Annotated in this window: 16 protein-coding genes; 15 read left to right on the top strand and 1 reads right to left on the bottom strand. The window is 44.8% G+C overall.

Going from position 1 to position 18793, the window contains the following annotated elements:
* Positions 1 to 249: 249 nt before the first annotated feature.
* From AB5916_RS02300 to AB5916_RS02265, 8 genes are all read left to right on the top strand, one after another.
* On the top strand, positions 250 to 840 hold the full coding sequence (locus AB5916_RS02300) for a transglutaminase domain-containing protein (RefSeq protein ID WP_368189089.1): 591 nt from the start codon (positions 250 to 252) through the stop codon (positions 838 to 840).
* A gap of 93 nt (positions 841 to 933) precedes the next feature.
* Positions 934 to 2238 carry an MBOAT family protein gene (locus AB5916_RS02295; protein ID WP_368189088.1) on the top strand — a complete coding sequence of 435 codons (1305 nt, stop codon included), beginning with the start codon at positions 934 to 936 and terminating at the stop codon, positions 2236 to 2238.
* A 13-nt stretch (positions 2239 to 2251) separates the two neighbouring features.
* The gene (locus AB5916_RS02290) at positions 2252 to 3664 is read left to right on the top strand and encodes a hypothetical protein (RefSeq protein WP_368189087.1); all 1413 of its coding nucleotides are present in this window, start codon (positions 2252 to 2254) and stop codon (positions 3662 to 3664) included.
* A 52-nt stretch (positions 3665 to 3716) separates the two neighbouring features.
* Complete coding sequence (locus tag AB5916_RS02285; RefSeq protein WP_368189086.1) at positions 3717 to 4610, top strand: SH3 domain-containing protein; 894 nt, start codon at positions 3717 to 3719, stop codon at positions 4608 to 4610.
* Positions 4597 to 5556, top strand: a complete 960-nt coding sequence (locus tag AB5916_RS02280; protein WP_368189084.1) for a transglutaminase domain-containing protein — start codon at positions 4597 to 4599, stop codon at positions 5554 to 5556. Before AB5916_RS02285 ends, AB5916_RS02280 begins: the two co-directional genes overlap by 14 nt.
* A 361-nt stretch (positions 5557 to 5917) precedes the next feature.
* Positions 5918 to 6820 (top strand): S8 family peptidase, encoded by a 903-nt coding sequence (locus AB5916_RS02275; protein ID WP_368189083.1) that lies wholly within the window; start codon positions 5918 to 5920, stop codon positions 6818 to 6820.
* An 88-nt stretch (positions 6821 to 6908) separates the two neighbouring features.
* Entirely contained in the window at positions 6909 to 8300 is a 1392-nt protein-coding gene (locus AB5916_RS02270; RefSeq protein ID WP_158420428.1) for a 2-isopropylmalate synthase, read from the top strand.
* Positions 8301 to 8319: 19 nt separating this feature from the next.
* Positions 8320 to 9528, top strand: a complete 1209-nt coding sequence (locus tag AB5916_RS02265) for an NADP-dependent isocitrate dehydrogenase (protein ID WP_368189082.1) — start codon at positions 8320 to 8322, stop codon at positions 9526 to 9528.
* A gap of 38 nt (positions 9529 to 9566) precedes the next feature.
* Here AB5916_RS02265 and abc-f read toward each other — a convergent pair whose 3' ends face one another.
* Entirely contained in the window at positions 9567 to 11474 is a 1908-nt protein-coding gene (gene abc-f / locus AB5916_RS02260; protein WP_368189081.1) for a ribosomal protection-like ABC-F family protein, read from the bottom strand.
* Between the two features lie 179 nt (positions 11475 to 11653).
* Between abc-f and AB5916_RS02255 the strand changes: the two genes are divergently transcribed.
* From AB5916_RS02255 to AB5916_RS02225, 7 genes are all read left to right on the top strand, one after another.
* Positions 11654 to 12319: a redox-sensing transcriptional repressor Rex gene (locus AB5916_RS02255; protein ID WP_158420425.1), complete on the top strand. Its 666-nt coding sequence runs from the start codon at positions 11654 to 11656 to the stop codon at positions 12317 to 12319.
* Between the two features lie 107 nt (positions 12320 to 12426).
* Positions 12427 to 13968, top strand: a complete 1542-nt coding sequence (locus AB5916_RS02250) for an NAD(P)H-hydrate dehydratase (RefSeq protein WP_368189080.1) — start codon at positions 12427 to 12429, stop codon at positions 13966 to 13968.
* Positions 13952 to 15088, top strand: coding sequence for an alanine racemase (alr, locus tag AB5916_RS02245; RefSeq protein ID WP_173727303.1), 1137 nt, complete (start codon positions 13952 to 13954; stop codon positions 15086 to 15088). Before AB5916_RS02250 ends, alr begins: the two co-directional genes overlap by 17 nt.
* A 166-nt stretch (positions 15089 to 15254) precedes the next feature.
* Entirely contained in the window at positions 15255 to 15602 is a 348-nt protein-coding gene (locus AB5916_RS02240; RefSeq protein ID WP_158420422.1) for a type II toxin-antitoxin system PemK/MazF family toxin, read from the top strand.
* Positions 15603 to 15761: 159 nt separating this feature from the next.
* Positions 15762 to 17117: a hemolysin family protein gene (locus AB5916_RS02235; protein WP_368189079.1), complete on the top strand. Its 1356-nt coding sequence runs from the start codon at positions 15762 to 15764 to the stop codon at positions 17115 to 17117.
* Complete coding sequence (locus tag AB5916_RS02230; RefSeq protein WP_158420420.1) at positions 17087 to 17815, top strand: YebC/PmpR family DNA-binding transcriptional regulator; 729 nt, start codon at positions 17087 to 17089, stop codon at positions 17813 to 17815. Before AB5916_RS02235 ends, AB5916_RS02230 begins: the two co-directional genes overlap by 31 nt.
* 57 nt (positions 17816 to 17872) lie before the next feature.
* Positions 17873 to 18619: a ClpP family protease gene (locus AB5916_RS02225; protein WP_368189078.1), complete on the top strand. Its 747-nt coding sequence runs from the start codon at positions 17873 to 17875 to the stop codon at positions 18617 to 18619.
* Positions 18620 to 18793 lie beyond the last annotated feature (174 nt).

Below are 18793 nucleotides of genomic sequence, written 5' to 3'. Positions count from 1 at the left end.
ACAGTTACAAATATTACTATTCATAAGATTTATTTCTAAGGGTTTCCTTTTCAGCATTTTTTATACATATGATACAGAAACAGGTGATTAAATACAAGAGTAATATAGTACACAATAAATTTACAACCAGTATAGACTTTGAGAAAACCCTGTGCTATAATTCATAAAAGATATGCCATGGTTTGCTGTTTATTGCTTTATGCCAGGCATTCTGTAATTGATAACTAAATTTTCAGGAGGGAAATGAACATGAAAAAGTTCAGCAAGAAACTTGCAGTATTGGTTCTGGTACTGTGCATGGTGTTTGGGACACTGGTACCTGTATCTGCTGCGACCCGTACATCCAAGGCTGACAAGCAGCTTCAGACTGCAGTTGCCAAGGTAATGAAGAACCGTAAGATCACATCTTCCACATCCAAGACAGTAGCACTTAACAGAGTGTTTACTTATGTATCAAAGCTTAAATATGGCAGAGCACCCCTTGGATTCAAGCCTGCCACTACTAAGAAATGGGAGATTAATTTTGCAAAGCAGATGCTGAAATCCAGAAGAGGAAGCTGTTATCATTATGCTGCAGCGCTTGCATTCTGTGCAAAGAAAGCAACCGGATATCCGGTACGTATTGGCTTTGGTACCAGCAACTTCATTAAGAAGACCAACTGGCAGCCTCATGCATGGGTAGAAGTGAAGATCGGACGCACCTGGTATGTTTACGATGCCAATGCAGCAGCTGTAGCATCCAAGCAGAAGATCAATGGTACCAAATGGTCCAAGGTTAAGCTTCCTACAGTGAAGAATAAAAAATACAAACCGACAAATTACATTAACGTGGAGATCTAAAAGATGGTTTTCAGCTCTATGATTTTTTTGTGTATTTTTTTGCCGGTAACATTTGGTCTGCATCTCCTTCTTCCGGGGATGCGGGCCAAAAACATGTTACTGGTTATTGCCAGTCTCCTTTTCTATGCATATGGAGAGCCGGTTTATGTACTGCTTCTTATAGGGTCATCCTTTTTTAATTATCTGTTTGCCTGGCTTGTAGAGCGGGATCCGGGTCACAAAAAGGTTTGGGTCGTGGCAGCTGTGCTTGCCAATCTTGCAGTTCTTATCATTTTCAAATACACAGGATTTTTAATCAGTTCATTTAATTCTATTACAGGTGCGGCAGTTCCAGTACCGCAGATACGTATGCCTATCGGTATTTCATTTTTTACTTTCCAGGCATTGTCTTATGTGATCGATGTATACCGCGGTACCACAAAGGCACAGAAGAATTTTGGCAAGGTACTTCTCTATGTATCCTTTTTCCCGCAGCTGATCGCAGGACCTATAGTAAAATACCATGACATAGAGGTTGAGGTAAATACAAGGACTCAGACACTGGAGGGAACCTTTACAGGGATCCGCAGGTTTGCAGCAGGTCTTTGTAAAAAGGTTCTGATCGCCAATACCATGGGACTTGTGGCAGATAACCTTTTCGGGGCGGCAGCGTCTCAGATCAATATCCTGGGAGCATGGGCAGGTGCCATTTCCTATATGCTGCAGATTTATTTTGATTTCAGCGGATACAGTGATATGGCTATCGGTCTTGGATGGATGTTTGGTTTTCATTTCAAAGAGAACTTCAATTATCCTTATATCAGCAGCAGCATTAAAGAGTTCTGGCGAAGATGGCATATTTCTCTTTCCGGATGGTTCAAGGAATATTTGTACATACCCCTTGGCGGCAACCGTAAGGGCCGCACCAGGACAGTGATCAACAAGATGATCGTATTTCTGGCTACCGGTATATGGCACGGGGCAGCCATCAACTTCCTTTTCTGGGGTGTTTATCACGGCTTGTTCCTTATGCTGGAAGAGTATGTACCAGCCATTGTGAAAAAGGGCGGTAAGGTAAAAGGCTTTTTCCAGCATATATATGCTCTGCTGGTAGTGTGCATCGGATTTGTATTTTTTAGGGCAGAAACTATGGGACAGGGTGTTTTCTGGCTTAAGCAGATGTTTACAGGATTTTCTTTTTCAACATCCGCTGTAAGCCTTGTACTTCAGCAGCTGACACCGGTTTATCTGGTAACACTGGTGTGTGCGGTTATTGCAGCTACCCCTGTAAATGCTTCCCTGAAGAAATGCAGGGGCTATGAGGTGTTTGTTTCCCTGCTTAGCTTTGCAGGACTTCTTCTTTGCATTTTAAGTCTTGCTGGCGGTACCTATAATCCATTTATTTATTTCCGTTTCTAGGAGGACATGACAAATGAAGAAAAGTAAAATATTATACAGTATTCTGTTTTTTGGAATCTGTCTTGTTCCTTCTGTGGGCATGTTTTTTACCCACCAGGAAAGCTCTTCAGAGAACCGTACCCTGGCAGAATTTCCTTCCTTCAAGACAGAGGATGGAAGTATTAATTTTGACTGGCTTTCTCAGGCAGGAGACTACTTCCAGGATCATTTTGCATTCCGTAATGAGCTGGTTACAGCCAATGCTGTGGTAAATGGCAAAGTTCTTGGTGTATCCACCGCGTCCGGTGTGATCCAGGGTACTGACGGATGGCTTTATTATAAGGATTCCCTTTCTGATTACCTGGGCACAGACCCGCTTTCTGAGAGAAGTCTTTTTAATATTGCACATACTCTTTCCATGATGCAGACCTATCTGGAAGGAAGAAATGTGGATTTTCTTTTTACAGTTGCACCAAATAAAAATTCGCTGTATGATGAACATATGCCTTACTATGATAAGGTAAAGGTTTCAGATGAGAAGAATCTGGACAGGCTGGTACCCTGGCTTTCCAGTGAAGGCGTCCATTACGCAGATCTGTACCATATGCTTTTGTCACAGGATGAAACTTTGTATCATAAGAGGGATTCCCATTGGAATAATAAAGGAGCTGCCATGGCTTCAGACCTGTTTTTGGATACTCTTGAAAAGGAGCATGATTCCTGGGATGAGGAGCCATATCAGGTACGTACAGACTTTGAGGGAGATCTGGATACTATGCTGTATCCCTCCATGCCTCAGCTTGAGGATGAGGTTTATTATGACCGTCAGACCACTTATGCGTATGTAGGAGAGGTGGGCAGCAATTTTGATCCTAAGATCACTACTGTCAATCCTGTGAAATCCGGAAGTCTGGTGATGTACAGGGATTCTTTTGGAAATGCACTGCTGCCGTTTATGGCAGATGCTTATGCCAATGCATATTTTTCAAGAGGTATCCCATATCAGCTTAGTGATATTGATACTACAGGGGCAGATACAGTTGTTGTGGAGCGGGCAGAAAGATTCCTGCCTGAGATGGCTGTGTCAGCACCGGTGATGGCCGGACCGGCGGTTGTACCGGAAAGCCTGCTGAACCAGGATGCTGAGGACGGAACTACTGATCTGGCATCCAAGAACGTTGGAAATATGGTACAGATCACAGGAAGGATCAAGCCGGAATATCTGGATACAGATACACAGATTTATCTGCGGATCAATCAGGCAGGGGTATATGAAGCTTTTCCTGTGGATGTGAAGCTGGAGGACGGCACACTGGATGATGGAGGCTTTTGTCTGTATCTTTATTCTGCATCACTGGCTCCGGGCGAAAACAACCTGGAGGTTGTGACCAAGGATGACCAGGGATATCATATTATTTACAGTTACACATTTGAGCCTGCAGCATAGGGCTTTGAAGGATTAAGCCTGCAAAAATAAGGCTCTAAAGGAGGAACAAATCATGAAGATGAAAAGCGTGAAAGCATTTTTAAGTATTGTGACAGCTGCTTCCCTTGCAGTTTCTGCACCGGTAGCCGTATTTGCTGAGGACGCAGCAGCACAGGAAGCGGAGGCACAGGACAGTGATGGAGAAGCAACCGCAGAGGATTTTACGATTGCCTTTGACGGAGGAGAGTTATCAGTAACCAATCAGACAACACAGACGATCAAGGAAGCAAAGCTGGTAGAAGCTGCAGCAGATGACAGCGAAGAAGCAGATAACAGCGAAGAAACTGCAGATGCTTCCAAAGAAGCAAAGATGGATCTTGTGCTTACAGAGGAAGATGGTACAGAGCATACTTTCCAGGATGTAACTGTAGACAAATGGAAAGATGCAGTCCTTGTGAATTCCTATGAATTTCTGTACATCAATTATAAGGATGAAAGCGGCAAGGATCAGGAAGCGGCAGAGACTGCAGACGAGCGTACCTTTGATGAGCCTATCACCATGTACGTATCTGCTAATGTGCATGTACGTAAAGAGGCTGACAAGGAGTCTGAATCCTTAAAGGTTGCAGCACTTGGCGATGAATTTAAAGTGATTGCAGCAGTTCCGGGATGGTTCAAGGTAGAGAATGGGGATGATACAGGCTATGTATTCCACAGCTATCTGACAGAGGACAAGGCAGCGGTAGATGCACTGGTAAAAGCAAAACAGGAAGCAGATGCAGCAGCAGCTCAGGCAGCAGCAGCGGCAGCAGCTCAGGCAGCACAACAGCAGGCAGCCGCAGCGGCAGCACAGCCGGCTCAGAAAACAGAAGTAAGCAGGCAGGCATATGATGACTGCGATGGAAGCGGGCACGGATATTATGAGATCACCTGGTCTGACGGAAGTGTGACATATGAGAACTATTGATTTTCACAGAAGCTTGAAGAGATGTTTTATGGTACTTTGCGGGGCAGTTCTTCTGCCCCTTGGTGCCGGCCAGGTTTATGCTTCAGAAGAAGCTCCCCAGGAAACCGTTTCCCAGGAAACACCTGTAGTAAAGAAGGGCCTTTTAAAAGAAGGCAGATACTACTGCTATTACAAAAAAGAAAAAAAGATCCGGAACCGGTGGGTGAATATTGGCTCTAACCGTTACTTTTTTAATGCAAATGGTCATGCAGTGACAAACAGCATGAAAAGAGGCCGGTATGTGTATGTATTTAATCTGGAAGGTAAGCTGATGCGCCCTAAGAAGCCCTCTGTTGTAAAGGTAGGGCAGAACCTGTACTATGTGGACCGCAAGGGTCATGCCACTGTGGGCTGGTTTGTGCTGAACAACCGTCTTTACAGAGGTGATCCTAAGGGCAGACTGTGTAAGAACCGTGTATATGACGGAATTACCTTTGGGAAGAAAGGCTATGCAGTAAACAATACCAATTCCCAGCTGAAGATGCAGACCATGAAGATCTTGTCCAGGATCACAAATGACAGCATGACCAGTTATCAGAAACTGAATGCCTGCTGGAATTATGTGGTAAATAACATTTATTATTATGGATGGTATCCGGGAACTGCGGCAGGATGGCAGAGAAGGTGTGCATTAAATACACTGGCTACCAGCAGAGGGAACTGTTATGGTTATGCCTGTGCTTTTGCAGCTCTTGCAAAAGAAGCCGGATTTAGCCCTAAGGTGGTAGCCGGCCGTGTTTCCGGTACAAGAGACGGTGCCGGAGATGGTATGACCCGTCATTGCTGGGTGATCATTAACGGAGCTTATTATGATCCGGAAGCCCATGCAGCAGGCTGGTATCGTGGAGTATACGGCAGCGGCAGCTATGATATTAATCATCAGATTAGCCAGATCGTGGATTTCTGACAGATCAGGTAAGACTTTCAAAAGCATCTGAGAAAATTTTTATAAAGATTTAAAAAGCATCCAGGAAGTTTTCTTCCTGGGTGTTTTTTGTAAGTATATCAGCTGGGAGATGACTCCCACCTCTATAGGTGGTGAGAAACAAGCTGGTATCAGTGGTGGGAGTCAATCCCCCAGCTGATATAGCCTCCGGCAGGATTGCAGAGGTGCGCAGGAGAAGTATGTCATGCAATTGCATGACGCGCACCTCGCAGCAAGAATGCCGAGGCATTCTTGAATTTACAAAAACTCAGGAAATGCAGTGCAGGTCACAACAGGGGAACTTTTTGAATATAATAATAAGAAGACCTTTCCGGAGAGGCTTATGACAGGCAGGACATATACTGGAAAAGGGATCGGAGTGGCAGTGCTGGATACCGGGCTTTTCCCCCATGCAGACTTTGACAGCCGTATCCGTTTTTTTTATGATTTCCTTTTTTATCGTAGACAGCCATATGATGATAATGGACATGGAACCCATGTTACCGGGATCCTGGCAGGAGATGGCAGAATGTCCTCTGGCAGGTATATGGGTGCAGCACCTGGCTGCAGCATTATTGCTTTAAAGGTATTAGACAGATATGGGAACGGAAGCAGAGAGGATTTGCTGCAGGCTTTTCGGTGGATCCGAAGCAATAGGGAGGAGTACCGGATCCGGGTGGTGAATATTTCTGTGGGAACCACCTGCAATACTTCTAATGAACAGGATGCGCTTCTTGATGCAGTGGATCAGCTGTGGGATGAAGGACTGGTAGTGGTAGCAGCGGCTGGAAACCAGGGGCCAAGGTCAGGCAGCATTACAGCGCCTGGCAGCAACAAAAAGGTGATCACTGTAGGTTCCAGTGACCTGTTGGAAGGAAAAAAAGCAGTTTCCGGACGAGGGCCTACAAAGGAGTGCGTATGCAAGCCGGATGTGGTTGCGCCGGGAAATCATATCGTATCCTGTATACCTTATACAAAATGGAAACCATTAGCAGGAGGCACCCCCGGGATCTACGGATATGGAGTCAAAAGCGGAACCTCTATGTCCACCCCGGTTGTTTCAGGAGCCATTGCCTGCGCTCTGGAAAAGAATCCCACCCTAACAAATGTGGCTATTAAAAGGATGCTGAAAGAAAGTGCAGACGATATGCAGCTGCCAAGGAATATCCAGGGATGGGGTCGCTTCAACCGTGAACGTTTTTTGAATTTGACAAAAAATTATCACTGTAACGTACAAAAGCGTTGACTTAGATCCTCTTTTTGAGTACAATGGAAACGATGTGAATACAATTCATAGAGTATGAATACTATTCGTGTTCATAGAGGAGGAAATTATGGAAAATAGACGAGTGACAATGAATCGGCATACGAATCTGCTTCAGTTAGAGGAGCATATGTATCCGCTGGTGGATGTAAAAACACCAAACGTATTCCGAAATCTTTTCCCTTATTCTGAAATACCGAAGATCGCATTTAATGACAGGGTGGTTCCCCATCATATGCCGGATGATATCTGGATCACAGATACCACATTCAGAGATGGACAGCAGTCCAGGGCTCCTTACACTACGGATCAGATCGTAAGGATTTATGATTACCTTCATAAGCTGGGCGGCCCGGAGGGAAGGATCCGTGCTTCCGAATTTTTCCTCTACAGCAAAAAGGACAGGGATGCAGTTGAAAAATGTATGGAACGTGGCTATGAGTTCCCGGAAGTGACCAGCTGGATCCGTGCAAATAAGAAGGATTTCCAGCTTGTGCGTGATATGGGTATGCGAGAGACTGGTATCCTTGTAAGCTGTTCTGATTATCATATATTTTATAAGATGAAGATGACCCGTAAGCAGGCCATGGAGCATTATCTCAGTATTGTGAAGGAATGTTTGGAGATCGGTGTTTCTGTTCGTTGTCACCTGGAGGATATTACAAGAGCAGATATTTACGGTTATGTGATCCCGTTCTGTCTGGAGCTTATGAAGCTGCGCCAGCATTATGGTATCCCGGTAAAGGTAAGATGCTGCGATACTATGGGCTACGGAGTCAACTACCCAGGTGCTGTGATCCCCCGTTCTGTACCTGGTATTATTTATGGTATTATGATTCATGCAGGTGTGCCTTCCGAGCTGATCGAGTGGCATGGACATAATGATTTTTATAAGGCTGTAAGCAATTCCACTACCGCATGGCTGTATGGTGCCTGTGGAGTGAATACCTCATTGTTCGGTATTGGAGAGCGGACTGGAAATACTCCGCTGGAGGCTATGGTATTCGAGTATGCACAGCTTAGAGGCAATCTGGGCGGTATGGATACCACAGTGATCACAGAACTGGCTGAATATTATGAGAAAGAGATCGGGTATCATATTCCGGAAAGAACACCATTTGTAGGCAAGAATTTTAATGTGACAAGAGCAGGTATCCACGCAGATGGTCTTCTGAAGAATGAAGAGATCTATAATGTGTTTGATACAGAGAAATTCCTGAACAGATCTGCTGAGGTAGCAGTATCCAATACTTCAGGAGCAGCTGGGATCGCCCACTGGATCGATACCCATTACCGTTTGAAAGGCGATAAGAAGGTTGACAAGAACAGCGAACTTGTTACAATGATCAAGGCATGGGTAGACAGCCAGTATGAAGACGGCCGTGTTACAGTACTGTCTGATAAGGAGTTGGAGGCTGTGATCGCAGAAACCTGTGAGAGACTTGGTATTACGTTGAAATAAGAAGAGGAGGAATATCTAAATGGCAAAAATTCAGATGAACACACCCCTTGTAGAGATGGACGGAGATGAGATGACCCGTATTCTCTGGAAGCTTATTAAGGATGAACTTCTGAATCCTTTTATTGACTTGAAGACTGAATATTATGATCTTGGCCTGGAGCACAGAAATGATACAGATGACCAGGTTACTGTAGATGCAGCAGAGGCAACCAAGAAATACGGAGTTGCTGTAAAATGTGCCACCATTACCCCAAATAAGGCAAGAATGGACGAGTATGACCTGAAGAAAATGTACAAAAGCCCTAACGGCACTATTCGTGCCATCCTGGATGGTACCGTATTCCGTGCACCTATTGTTGTAAATGGAATTGAGCCTTGTGTACGCAACTGGAAAAAGCCGATCACCATTGCCCGTCATGCATATGGGGATGTATACAAGAATACAGAGATGAACATTGAGAAACCGGGAGACGCATATCTTGTATTTGAAGGTACAGATGGAGAGACTAAAAAAGAACTGATCCATCACTTTGACAAGCCAGGTGTGATCCAGGGAATGCACAACATTGAGGAGTCCATTGCAAGCTTTGCAAGATGCTGCTTTAACTATGCACTGGATACAAAGCAGGATCTGTGGTTTGGAGGCAAGGATACAATCTCCAAGATTTATGACGGGAAATTCAAAGAAATTTTTGCAACGATTTATGAAGAAGAATTTAAAGAAAAATTCCAGGAAGCAGGGATCACTTATTTCTACAGCCTGATCGATGATATTGTAGCCCGTGTGATGAAAGCAGAGGGCGGTTTTATCTGGGCCTGCAAGAACTATGACGGAGATGTGATGAGTGATATGGTATCTTCTGCATTTGGCTCTCTTGCAATGATGACTTCTGTACTTGTTTCCCCTCACGGCTACTATGAGTATGAGGCTGCTCATGGTACGGTGCAGAGACATTACTACAGACATCTGGAAGGAAAAGAAACATCCACCAATTCTGTGGCAACTATTTTTGCATGGACAGGTGCTCTTCGTAAAAGAGGAGAGATGGATGGGATCCAGGAACTGCAGGATTTTGCAGACAAGCTGGACAAGGCTACACTTTCAACTATCGAAAGCGGAAAGATGACAAAGGACCTGGCTTTGATCACTTCCTTGAAGGATGTAACAGTACTGAACAGCAAAGAATTTATCCTTGCCATCCGTGAGAATCTGGAAAAGCTTCTCTGATAAAAAAGATATCATCATAACAAAGGAGGAGCCGGCCATCAGGCCAGCTCCTCCCACTTTTCGTATAATTCCTCTAATTCTGCTGCAATGGCAGCTTTTTCTTTACTTAATCTGGTACATTCTGCTACGTTGGTACAAACTTCAGGAAGAATCATGGTTTCATCAATTTCCTGATCACGGGCTTCTAGTTCTTCGATCCTTTTTTCGGTTTTCTTCAGTTCGTTTTCCCTTTTACGTTCTTTTGCCTGCTGTTCCTTTTGCTGCTGCCAGGAAAGCTTGTTATCTGAAACCTGGACGGCTTCTTCTTCCTGGGTTGTTAAAGGAGCATATTTGGCAGTAAGCTCTTCTTTCTTTTCCAGATAATAATCATAGTCCCCAATATAATTCACAATGGCCTGGTTGGTCAGATCCATGATCCGGGTGGCTGTCTGATTGATAAAATAACGGTCATGAGATACGTAAAGGACAGTACCTGTATAACTGTTCAGTGCTTCCTCCAGGATTTCCTTGGAAGCAATATCCAGATGATTGGTAGGCTCGTCCAGGATCAGAAAATTGGCTTCGGAGAGCATCAGCTTTGCAAGGGAAACACGGCCTCTCTCTCCACCGGAAAGAGAGGAAATCACCTTGAATACATCATCCCCTGTGAACAGAAAGGCTGCCAGCATATTGCGGATCTGTGTTTCTGTAAGAGTAGGATAGGTATCGGAGATTTCCTGGAATACTGTTTTTTCCATATGGAGTACATGATGTTCCTGGTCATAGTAACCGATCTGTACCTTGGAACCAAGGGTAAACTTGCCGGAATCGGCAGGAATCACCTGGTTCAGGATCTTAAGTAATGTGGTTTTTCCTGTTCCGTTATTCCCAATAAGGGCTACTCGTTCACCACGCTTGATCTCAAAAGAAATATTCTGGAAAAGGGTCTGTCCCGGAAAAGTTTTGGAAAGCTCTTCCACAGTCAGCACATCATTGCCGCTGATGAAGCGAGGCTCCAGGGTGAGACGCATCTGATCGTTTATTTCAGCAGGTTTATCCAGACGCTGCATTTTATCCAGCATTTTTTCACGGCTTTCCGCACGGCGGATGGACTTTTCACGGTTAAAGGACTTCAGCTTTGCAATCACCGCTTCCTGATGCTTAATTTCTCGTTGCTGGTTCAGATAGGCTTTATACTGAGCATCACGAAGCTGGGCTTTTTTCAAGGCATAGGCTGAGTAATTGCCACTGTACATCCGTACATATCCGGCTTCGATCTCTACCACTTTTGTTACAACTTTATCAAGAAAGTATCTATCATGAGATACGATCAGTACAGCTCCAGGGTAGGTGAGCAGATAATTTTCCAGCCAAGCGATGCTTTCCATATCCAGGTGGTTGGTAGGCTCATCAAGAAGCAGGATATCCGGCTGGGACAGAAGAAGCTTGCCAAGAGCGACCCTTGTTTTCTGGCCTCCGGAAAGGGTTTCTATCTGCTTGGTGAAATCCTCTTCTGAAAAGCCCAGGCCTTTCAGTACGCCTGCAATCTGGCTTTTGTAGGCATAGCCATTTTCCAGCTCAAACTGGTGGGTCAGGCGGGAATAGGTCTGCATCAGTTTTTCTAACTGCTCTCCCTGGGAATTTTTCATTTCCTGTTCCAGAGTACGAATTCTGTTTTCCATATCTATGATGTGCTGTTTGGTGGAGCTAAGCTCATCATAAATGGTTTGATGACCGTGAATATCCTGATACTGAGCCAGATAGCCGATCTTTTTGTCCCTGGAGATCACTACAGAACCGCTATCCGCAGAAAGCTCGTTCATAATGATCCGCAGCAGGGTGGTTTTACCTGCACCATTGTTGCCGATCAGTGCTGCTTTCTCTTTTTCTTCAATATGAAAACATGCATCTTTGATAATTTCTTCTTCACCAAATGCTTTACATATGTTCTGACATGATAAAATCATAAAGGTTCCTCCAAAAAAATAAGAAATCCACAAATCAATCTATTATATAATAAAAAGGCATCGGGTGTCAAAAAATAAATAAAGTAGTCACAAAGTAAGTAACTTAGATTGACAATAAAATATCATTTGAGTATAATTGAGATATAAATTTTAGATATGGGCAGCAGGAGGAAGAGTTGGTGGAAGCAAAGGAGATATCAAAGGCGGTTATTAAAAGGCTGCCCCGGTATTATCGTTATTTGGGAGAGTTGATCGAGGAGAATGTGGAAAGGATTTCCTCCGGTGATCTCAGTAAAAAAATGCATGTGACTGCATCTCAGATCCGTCAGGATCTTAATAATTTCGGCGGTTTTGGGCAGCAGGGCTACGGATATAATGTGCATTATCTGTACATGGAGATCGGCAAGATCCTGGGACTGGATACCATCCATCCTATGATCATCGTTGGAGCAGGTAATCTGGGTCAGGCACTTGCCAATTACAGTGATTTTGAGAAGAGAGGATTTCGTCTGGTGGGGATCTTTGACGTGAATCCGGTTCTGGAGGGGATTTCTGTAAGGGGTATTGGGATACAGATGATAAATACACTTCCTGAGTTCCTTAAGGAGAATCCGGTTGAGATTGCCATACTTACCCTTCCCAAGCATAAAGCAAAAGAAATGGCCAATGTGCTGATCAAAAATGGTGTAAAGGCTATTTGGAATTTTGCACACATTGATCTGGATGCTCCGGAGGATGTGATCGTAGAAAATGTTCATCTTTCCGAGAGCCTGATGACTCTGTCTTATAATTTAAGCCAGTATCGGAAAGAGCATGTAGAAGAAAAAAAGGAAACAGAGAATTAAGGGAAAGAGTTTTTCCCTTTTGGTTAAAGGCTGCTGCCTGCTGCCGCATGATTCGGCGGTTCAGGGCGGCTTTTTCCATTTAAAAAGACAAAGGAGAGTGGGCGTATATGAAAAAGGTAGTAACAAGCAAAGAAATGGCCAGTCTGGACGCGTATACGATTCATGATGTAGGGATTCCCTCCATGGTGCTGATGGAACGGGCTGCTTTGGCTGTGGCAGCTCAGATCCAGAAGATTTCTGCCGACAGGGAACGGATCCTGGTTGTTTGCGGAAACGGCAACAATGGTGGAGATGGTGTGGCTGTAGCCAGGCTGTTGTATCTGAAAGGATATCATGTAGATCTGTTTCTTACAGGAAATTCCCAGAAATATTCTGCTCAGATGGCTCAGCAGATTCAGATTGCAAGGCATTATCACGTACCTGAGGTGAATAACCCGACATGGCACGAATATACTACTATAGTAGATGCCGTTTTTGGCGTAGGTCTGACCAGGCCGGTGGAGGGAAGATACAAGGAGATCATTCAGAGGATGAATGAGACAGATGCCAAAAAGGTGGCAGTAGATATTCCTTCCGGCCTTGACGGAAGCACAGGCAGAGTGCTTGGAACCGCATTTTGTGCAGATCTTACCGTTACTTTTGCTTTTATGAAGCAGGGAATGTGCTTCTATCCCGGCAGGAGTCTGTCCGGGAAAGTTGTAGTAGCAGATATCGGGATCTATGATTATCCTGGCAATTACGGCAGACCGGTGTGGCAGCTGGAAAGAGAAGATATGAAGCAGCTGCCACAGAGAGTTCCCTGGGGGAATAAGGGGACTTTTGGCAAAGTGCTTTTGGTGGCTGGCTCAAAGGGCATGTGCGGAGCTGCATATTTTGCTGCCTGTGCAGCCTTAAATACAGGAGCTGGTATGGTAAAGGTACAGACAGTGGAAGAAAACCGGATTCCGCTTCAGTCTCTGCTTCCGGAAGCAATGGTGGAAAGTGTATTTTCAGAAGAAATAAATCAGCAGCTGTTAAGCTGGTGTGATGTACTGGTGATTGGACCAGGTCTTGGATGCCAGGATGAAAGCCGGGAACGGGCCAATTGGTTTCTGGCCCATGGGAATCAGGCGGGGAAGCCGGTGATCCTGGATGCAGATGGTTTGAACCTGCTATCCATGAATCCGGGCTGGAAGCAGTATCTGAAAGGAAATACTGTGCTGACCCCGCATATGGGGGAGATGGGCAGGCTTACAGGGCTTTCCATTTCAGAATTGAAGGAAGACCCGGTAGGAGCAGCGTCTGATTATGCAAAAGAAACAGGGGCTGTGTGTGTGTTAAAAGATGCCGGTACAGTTACTGCAGGCTGCAGGGATGAAATATATATTAATATGTCTGGAAATGCGGGAATGGCAGCAGCAGGAAGCGGAGATGTGCTTTCAGGGATGCTGGCTGGTGTGTTCTGCATGTATCTGAACAATATAAAGGTACCGGATCCGGCAAGGATGGCAGCTCTTGGCGTGTTTCTCCATGGACTATGTGGAGACAGGGCGGCAGATGCTGCTGGTACAAGAGGGATGAATGCCCGCAATATCCTGGATGCGATCCCACTGGTACTTCGGGATTTTGAAACAGGAAACAGGGAGGAACATTATGGAAAAATTCAGTAGAGTAAAAGCACTGGTGGACCTGGACGCAGTTGCCTATAATTTTGAAGCTATGCATAAAAATATTAAACCAGGCACAAAGATGATCGCTGTGGTAAAAGCGGATGCTTATGGACACGGAGCTGTGCCCATTGCCAGGTTGGTCCAGGACTATGATTATATCTGGGGCTTTGCGGTGGCTACCGAGGAGGAGGCTCTTTCCTTAAGGGAGGCAGGCATCCGCAAGCCAATCCTGGTGCTTGGTCTTGTATTCCCGGAATGTATGGAGGAGCTTGCAAAAAATGATATCAGCATTGCTGTAAGCAGCATCAGCCTGGCAAGAGAATATGCAAAAGCAGGCAGGAAACTTTCCAAAACTGTAAAGATTCATCTGGCAGTAGATACTGGAATGACCAGGATTGGATTTCATGATGGATCTCAAAGCCTGGAAGAAATAAAGAATATCAGCAAGCTTCCTTATCTGGAGATAGAAGGCATGTTTACCCATTTTGCAAGAGCAGATGAGTATGATGTAAGTCCTGCAAAGACTCAGTTGGATCGTTTCCTGGCTTTTGCCAGTCTTTTAGAGGAAAACGGTATACATATTCCTATGAAGCATTGTTCTAACAGTGCAGGGCTGATACGGATGCAGGAGGCCAATCTGGATGCTGTACGTGCAGGGATCACCATTTACGGGGTGTACCCTTCCCAGCAGGTGGAGAAGCATATTGTAGAGCTTAAGCCTGTTATGGAACTGAAAAGCCATGTGTCTTTTGTGAAGAAGATCACAAAGGGAACGGCCGTAAGCTATGGCGGCACCTTTATTGCACCAAAGGATATGCAGCTGGCCACCATCCCGGTAGGATATGCAGATGGATATTCCAGGCAGCTATCCGGAAAAGGCTGGGTGCTGATCCATGGGAAAAAGGCACCTATCTGCGGAAGAGTCTGCATGGATCAGTTTATGGTAGATGTTACAGAGATTCCGGGAGTAAAAACAGGTGATGAGGTAACACTGCTGGGAAAAGACGGTCAGGAGAGGATCGATATAGATACCCTGGGAGATCTGTCCGGACGGTTCTCTTACGAATTCCTCTGCCAGATATCCAGCCGTGTGCCCAGAGTATATATAGGAAAACAGTAAGGATCCAGCAGAAAACTGTTTCTTTAAGCAGACAAAACCACGCATGTATACACGAAAAAAATATGGAAATACTGTAACTATTCAGTAGGAAATAACTGTGAGGGTACTGAACAGTTACGAAATACTCAGTTAAACCATAATAAAGGTGAGTTGGAGTGTGAATTGTGTGGTTATTAAAAGAGGCGATATATTTTATGCAGATTTAAGACCTGTGGTAGGCAGTGAACAGGGCGGGATCCGGCCTGTACTGATCATACAAAATGATGTGGGAAACAGACACAGCCCTACTGTGATCTGTGCTGCCATTACATCCAAGATGAATAAGGCAAAGCTGCCTACACATATAGAGATTGATGCATCTGCTTATGGAATAGAGAAAGATTCCGTGATCCTTCTGGAGCAGCTTCGCACCATTGATAAACGAAGGCTGAAGGATAAGGTATGTCACCTGGATGATGCTTTGCTTGACAAAGTGAACCATGCCTTGGAGATCAGTCTGGAGCTTACTTTTTAACACCTGCGTCAGGGTCTTTGGAGCTTTTTAGGCTGTGACACAAGGCTTCTGAGGCTGTGGTGAAGGTATTGACGAAACCGGTTTTCAGTGTTATATTAAAAAAACAGCTGCAAAAATAGTTTTTACAGTTTTGTATTTGGAGGACAAAGATTTATACTTATGGAAGATGGCAGTAGTCTGCCCCTATGGGGCCTTATAATTTTATTTTTTCTGTTATGGCTGAATGGCATTTTATACGGATTTGCTGCAGCACTCCAGAATCTTAGCGAGAATGATGTAGAGAAGAAAGCAGAAGAGGGAGACCAGAAGTCCATCCGGCTTCTGAAGCTGATCCGCCAGCCCTCTCGCTATGTGAATGCCATTCCTCTTATGGTTATGGCTTCCGGAGTAAGTGTGGGAGCGTTCTTTATGCCCTGGGCAGCCCGGGTATTTCATCCGTACATAAAACATGTACCTGTGCTTATTCTTCTTGTTGCAGTAGGGATCCTTCTTCTTGCGTCCCTTGGAATCCTTACATTCCGCAGGGTGGGTACTTATTCTTCTGAAAAATATGCCTACCGTTATCTGGGGATCGTAAGTACTGCCTGCAGCTTTTTGTATCCGTTGACCCTGTTGACTACCAGGCTTGCCAGACTGGTGGCAGCAGCCTTTGGGATCGACCGGAACCAGGAAGAAAAGGCTATGAGCGAAGAGAAGATCATTTCTATTGTAGATGAGGCTCATGAAAAGGGTGTGATTCAGGAATCAGAAGCGGAGATGATCCAGAATATCATTTATTTCAATGAGACAGAAGCTCATGATATCATGACCCACAGGAAGGATGTGACAGCCTTTGACCAGGAAGTGCTGCTGCGGGAGATGGTTGATATTATGCTGGAGGAAGGCTATTCCAGGTATCCCGTATATAAAGAAGAACCGGATAATGTTATAGGAGTGGTGCATTATAAGGATGCACTGAAGTTCATTACCAAGAATCCCTGGGCCAGATTTAAGCCATTAAAGGAGCTGCCCGGGCTTTTAAGGGATGTTACATTGATTCCTGAGACACGCAGTATCGGTGACCTGTTCCAGTTTATGCAGGCAAAGAAGATCCATATGGCAGTGGTTGTAGATGAGTACGGTCAGGCAGCCGGTGTGATCACTATGGAGGATATCCTGGAGGAGATCGTAGGGGATATTCTGGATGAATATGATGAAGACCAGGTTACATTCCGCCTTTTGAAGGACAACAGTATGATCATCCAGGGACTTGCTCCTTTGGAGGATGTGGAAGAGAAGCTGGGAATAGAATTTAAGGCCAGTGAGTTTGAAACATTAAACGGGTATCTTACTTCTGTTCTGGGGCATATCCCTACAGAAAAGGACCTGGACAAAGTGATCCATGTAGGAGGGTACACTTTTAAGATACTTTCCCTTGGCAATAAGACCATCGGCAGAGTAAAGGCCGAGAAGATAAAAAATGAGATAAAAGGAGAAAAGGAAACATGTCAGGACATTCAAAATTCGCAAATATAAAGCACAAAAAAGAAAAAAATGATGCAAAAAAGGGAAAGGTATTTACCATTATTGGCCGTGAGATCGTTATGGCTGTTAAAGCCGGCGGACCGGATCCTAACAACAACAGCAAGCTTCGTGATGTGATCGCAAAGGCAAAAGCAAACAACATGCCTAACGACACCATTGACCGTGGCATCAAGAAAGCAGCAGGAGCTGATTCCGCAGACAATTACGAAAAAGCCATATACGAAGGATATGGACCGAACGGAGTTGCGATTATCGTAGAAACACTGACAGACAACAAGAACCGTACAGCAAGCAACGTAAGAAATGCATTCTCTAAAGGAAACGGAAGTATTGGTACACAGGGCTGCGTATCCTTTATGTTTGACCAGAAGGGTCAGATTATCATTGACAAAGAAGAATGTGAAATGGACGCTGATGAGCTGATGATGACTGCTCTGGATGCTGGTGCAGAGGATTTCAACGAAGAAGAAGACAGTTATGAAGTCCTGACAGCTCCGGATGATTTCAGTGCAGTAAGAGAAGCACTTGAAGCTGCAGGAGTACCTCTTCTTGAGGCACAGGTTGCCATGATTCCTCAGACAACGGTCGAACTGACAGATGAGAAGGCTGTTAAGGATCTTCAGAAGACCCTGGATCTTTTGGATGATGATGATGACGTTACAGACGTATGGCACAACTGGGATGAATAAATAATTAGCTTTTTGCAAAAAATATCTTCTGGATCATGATTCAGGAGGTATTTTTTTATGGAGAAAAAACCAAAAAGCGAAAAGCCGGTGGATAGTCAGGAAAAAAAGGATGAGCTGGATAATCAGAACAGCCAGAATCAGCAGATCAGGGAAATGGGACAGGTGCTTCTTTCTGAAAACCAGGAAGACATCCGTGTGGAGCTTCTTACCATCATTGGTGAGGTGGAAGGACATGAGTCAGCTCCTTCACACAGCAAAACAACCAAGTATGAGCATGTACTTCCAAAGCTGGCCATGATTGAGGATGATCAGAGTATTGAAGGCCTTCTGATCCTTTTGAATACAGTAGGTGGAGATGTGGAGGCGGGGCTTGCCATAGCGGAGATGATCGCATCCCTTAGCAAGCCTACCGTGTCCCTGGTGCTTGGAGGAGGCCATTCCATAGGAGTGCCAATGGCAGTATCTGCAGATTATTCCTTTGTGGTACCCAGTGCTACTATGGTGATCCACCCGGTACGTTCCAGCGGTATGTTTATCGGGGTAGCTCAGACCTATCGTAATATGGAAAAGATCCAGGATCGGATCACCGGGTTTATTTCCCGGCATTCCGGCATTTCAAAGGAAAGGCTGGAGGAACTGATGCTGGATACTACACAGCTGGTAAAGGATGTGGGAACCATGCTGGAAGGGGAGGAAGCAGTAAAGGAAGGGCTGATCGACGAAGTGGGCGGCATAAGCAGTGCATTACAAAAATTGTACAGTATGATACACACAAAAAAGAAAAAAAGAAAAGAAAATCTGTAATTTTTTGCGAATTTCTGTTGTATTAATTCCTTTTCCTGTGCTATAGTTATACGGATAGAGTAGAAAAGGAACTGTTGCATAAATGCACATCCATGAATAAATATGCATCTGATCTTACAGGCATACTTATTCAGGATGGGTGTGTCCCGCACCAGCCCCTGTAAATATTTATAC

It is taken from the genome of Blautia sp. 1033sp1_1033st1_G9_1033SCRN_220408, from assembly GCF_040929965.1.
In the GTDB taxonomy this organism is placed as follows: Bacteria; Bacillota; Clostridia; order Lachnospirales; family Lachnospiraceae; genus Blautia_A; species Blautia_A ammoniilytica.
This window is presented reverse-complemented; position numbering and strand designations above follow the sequence as displayed.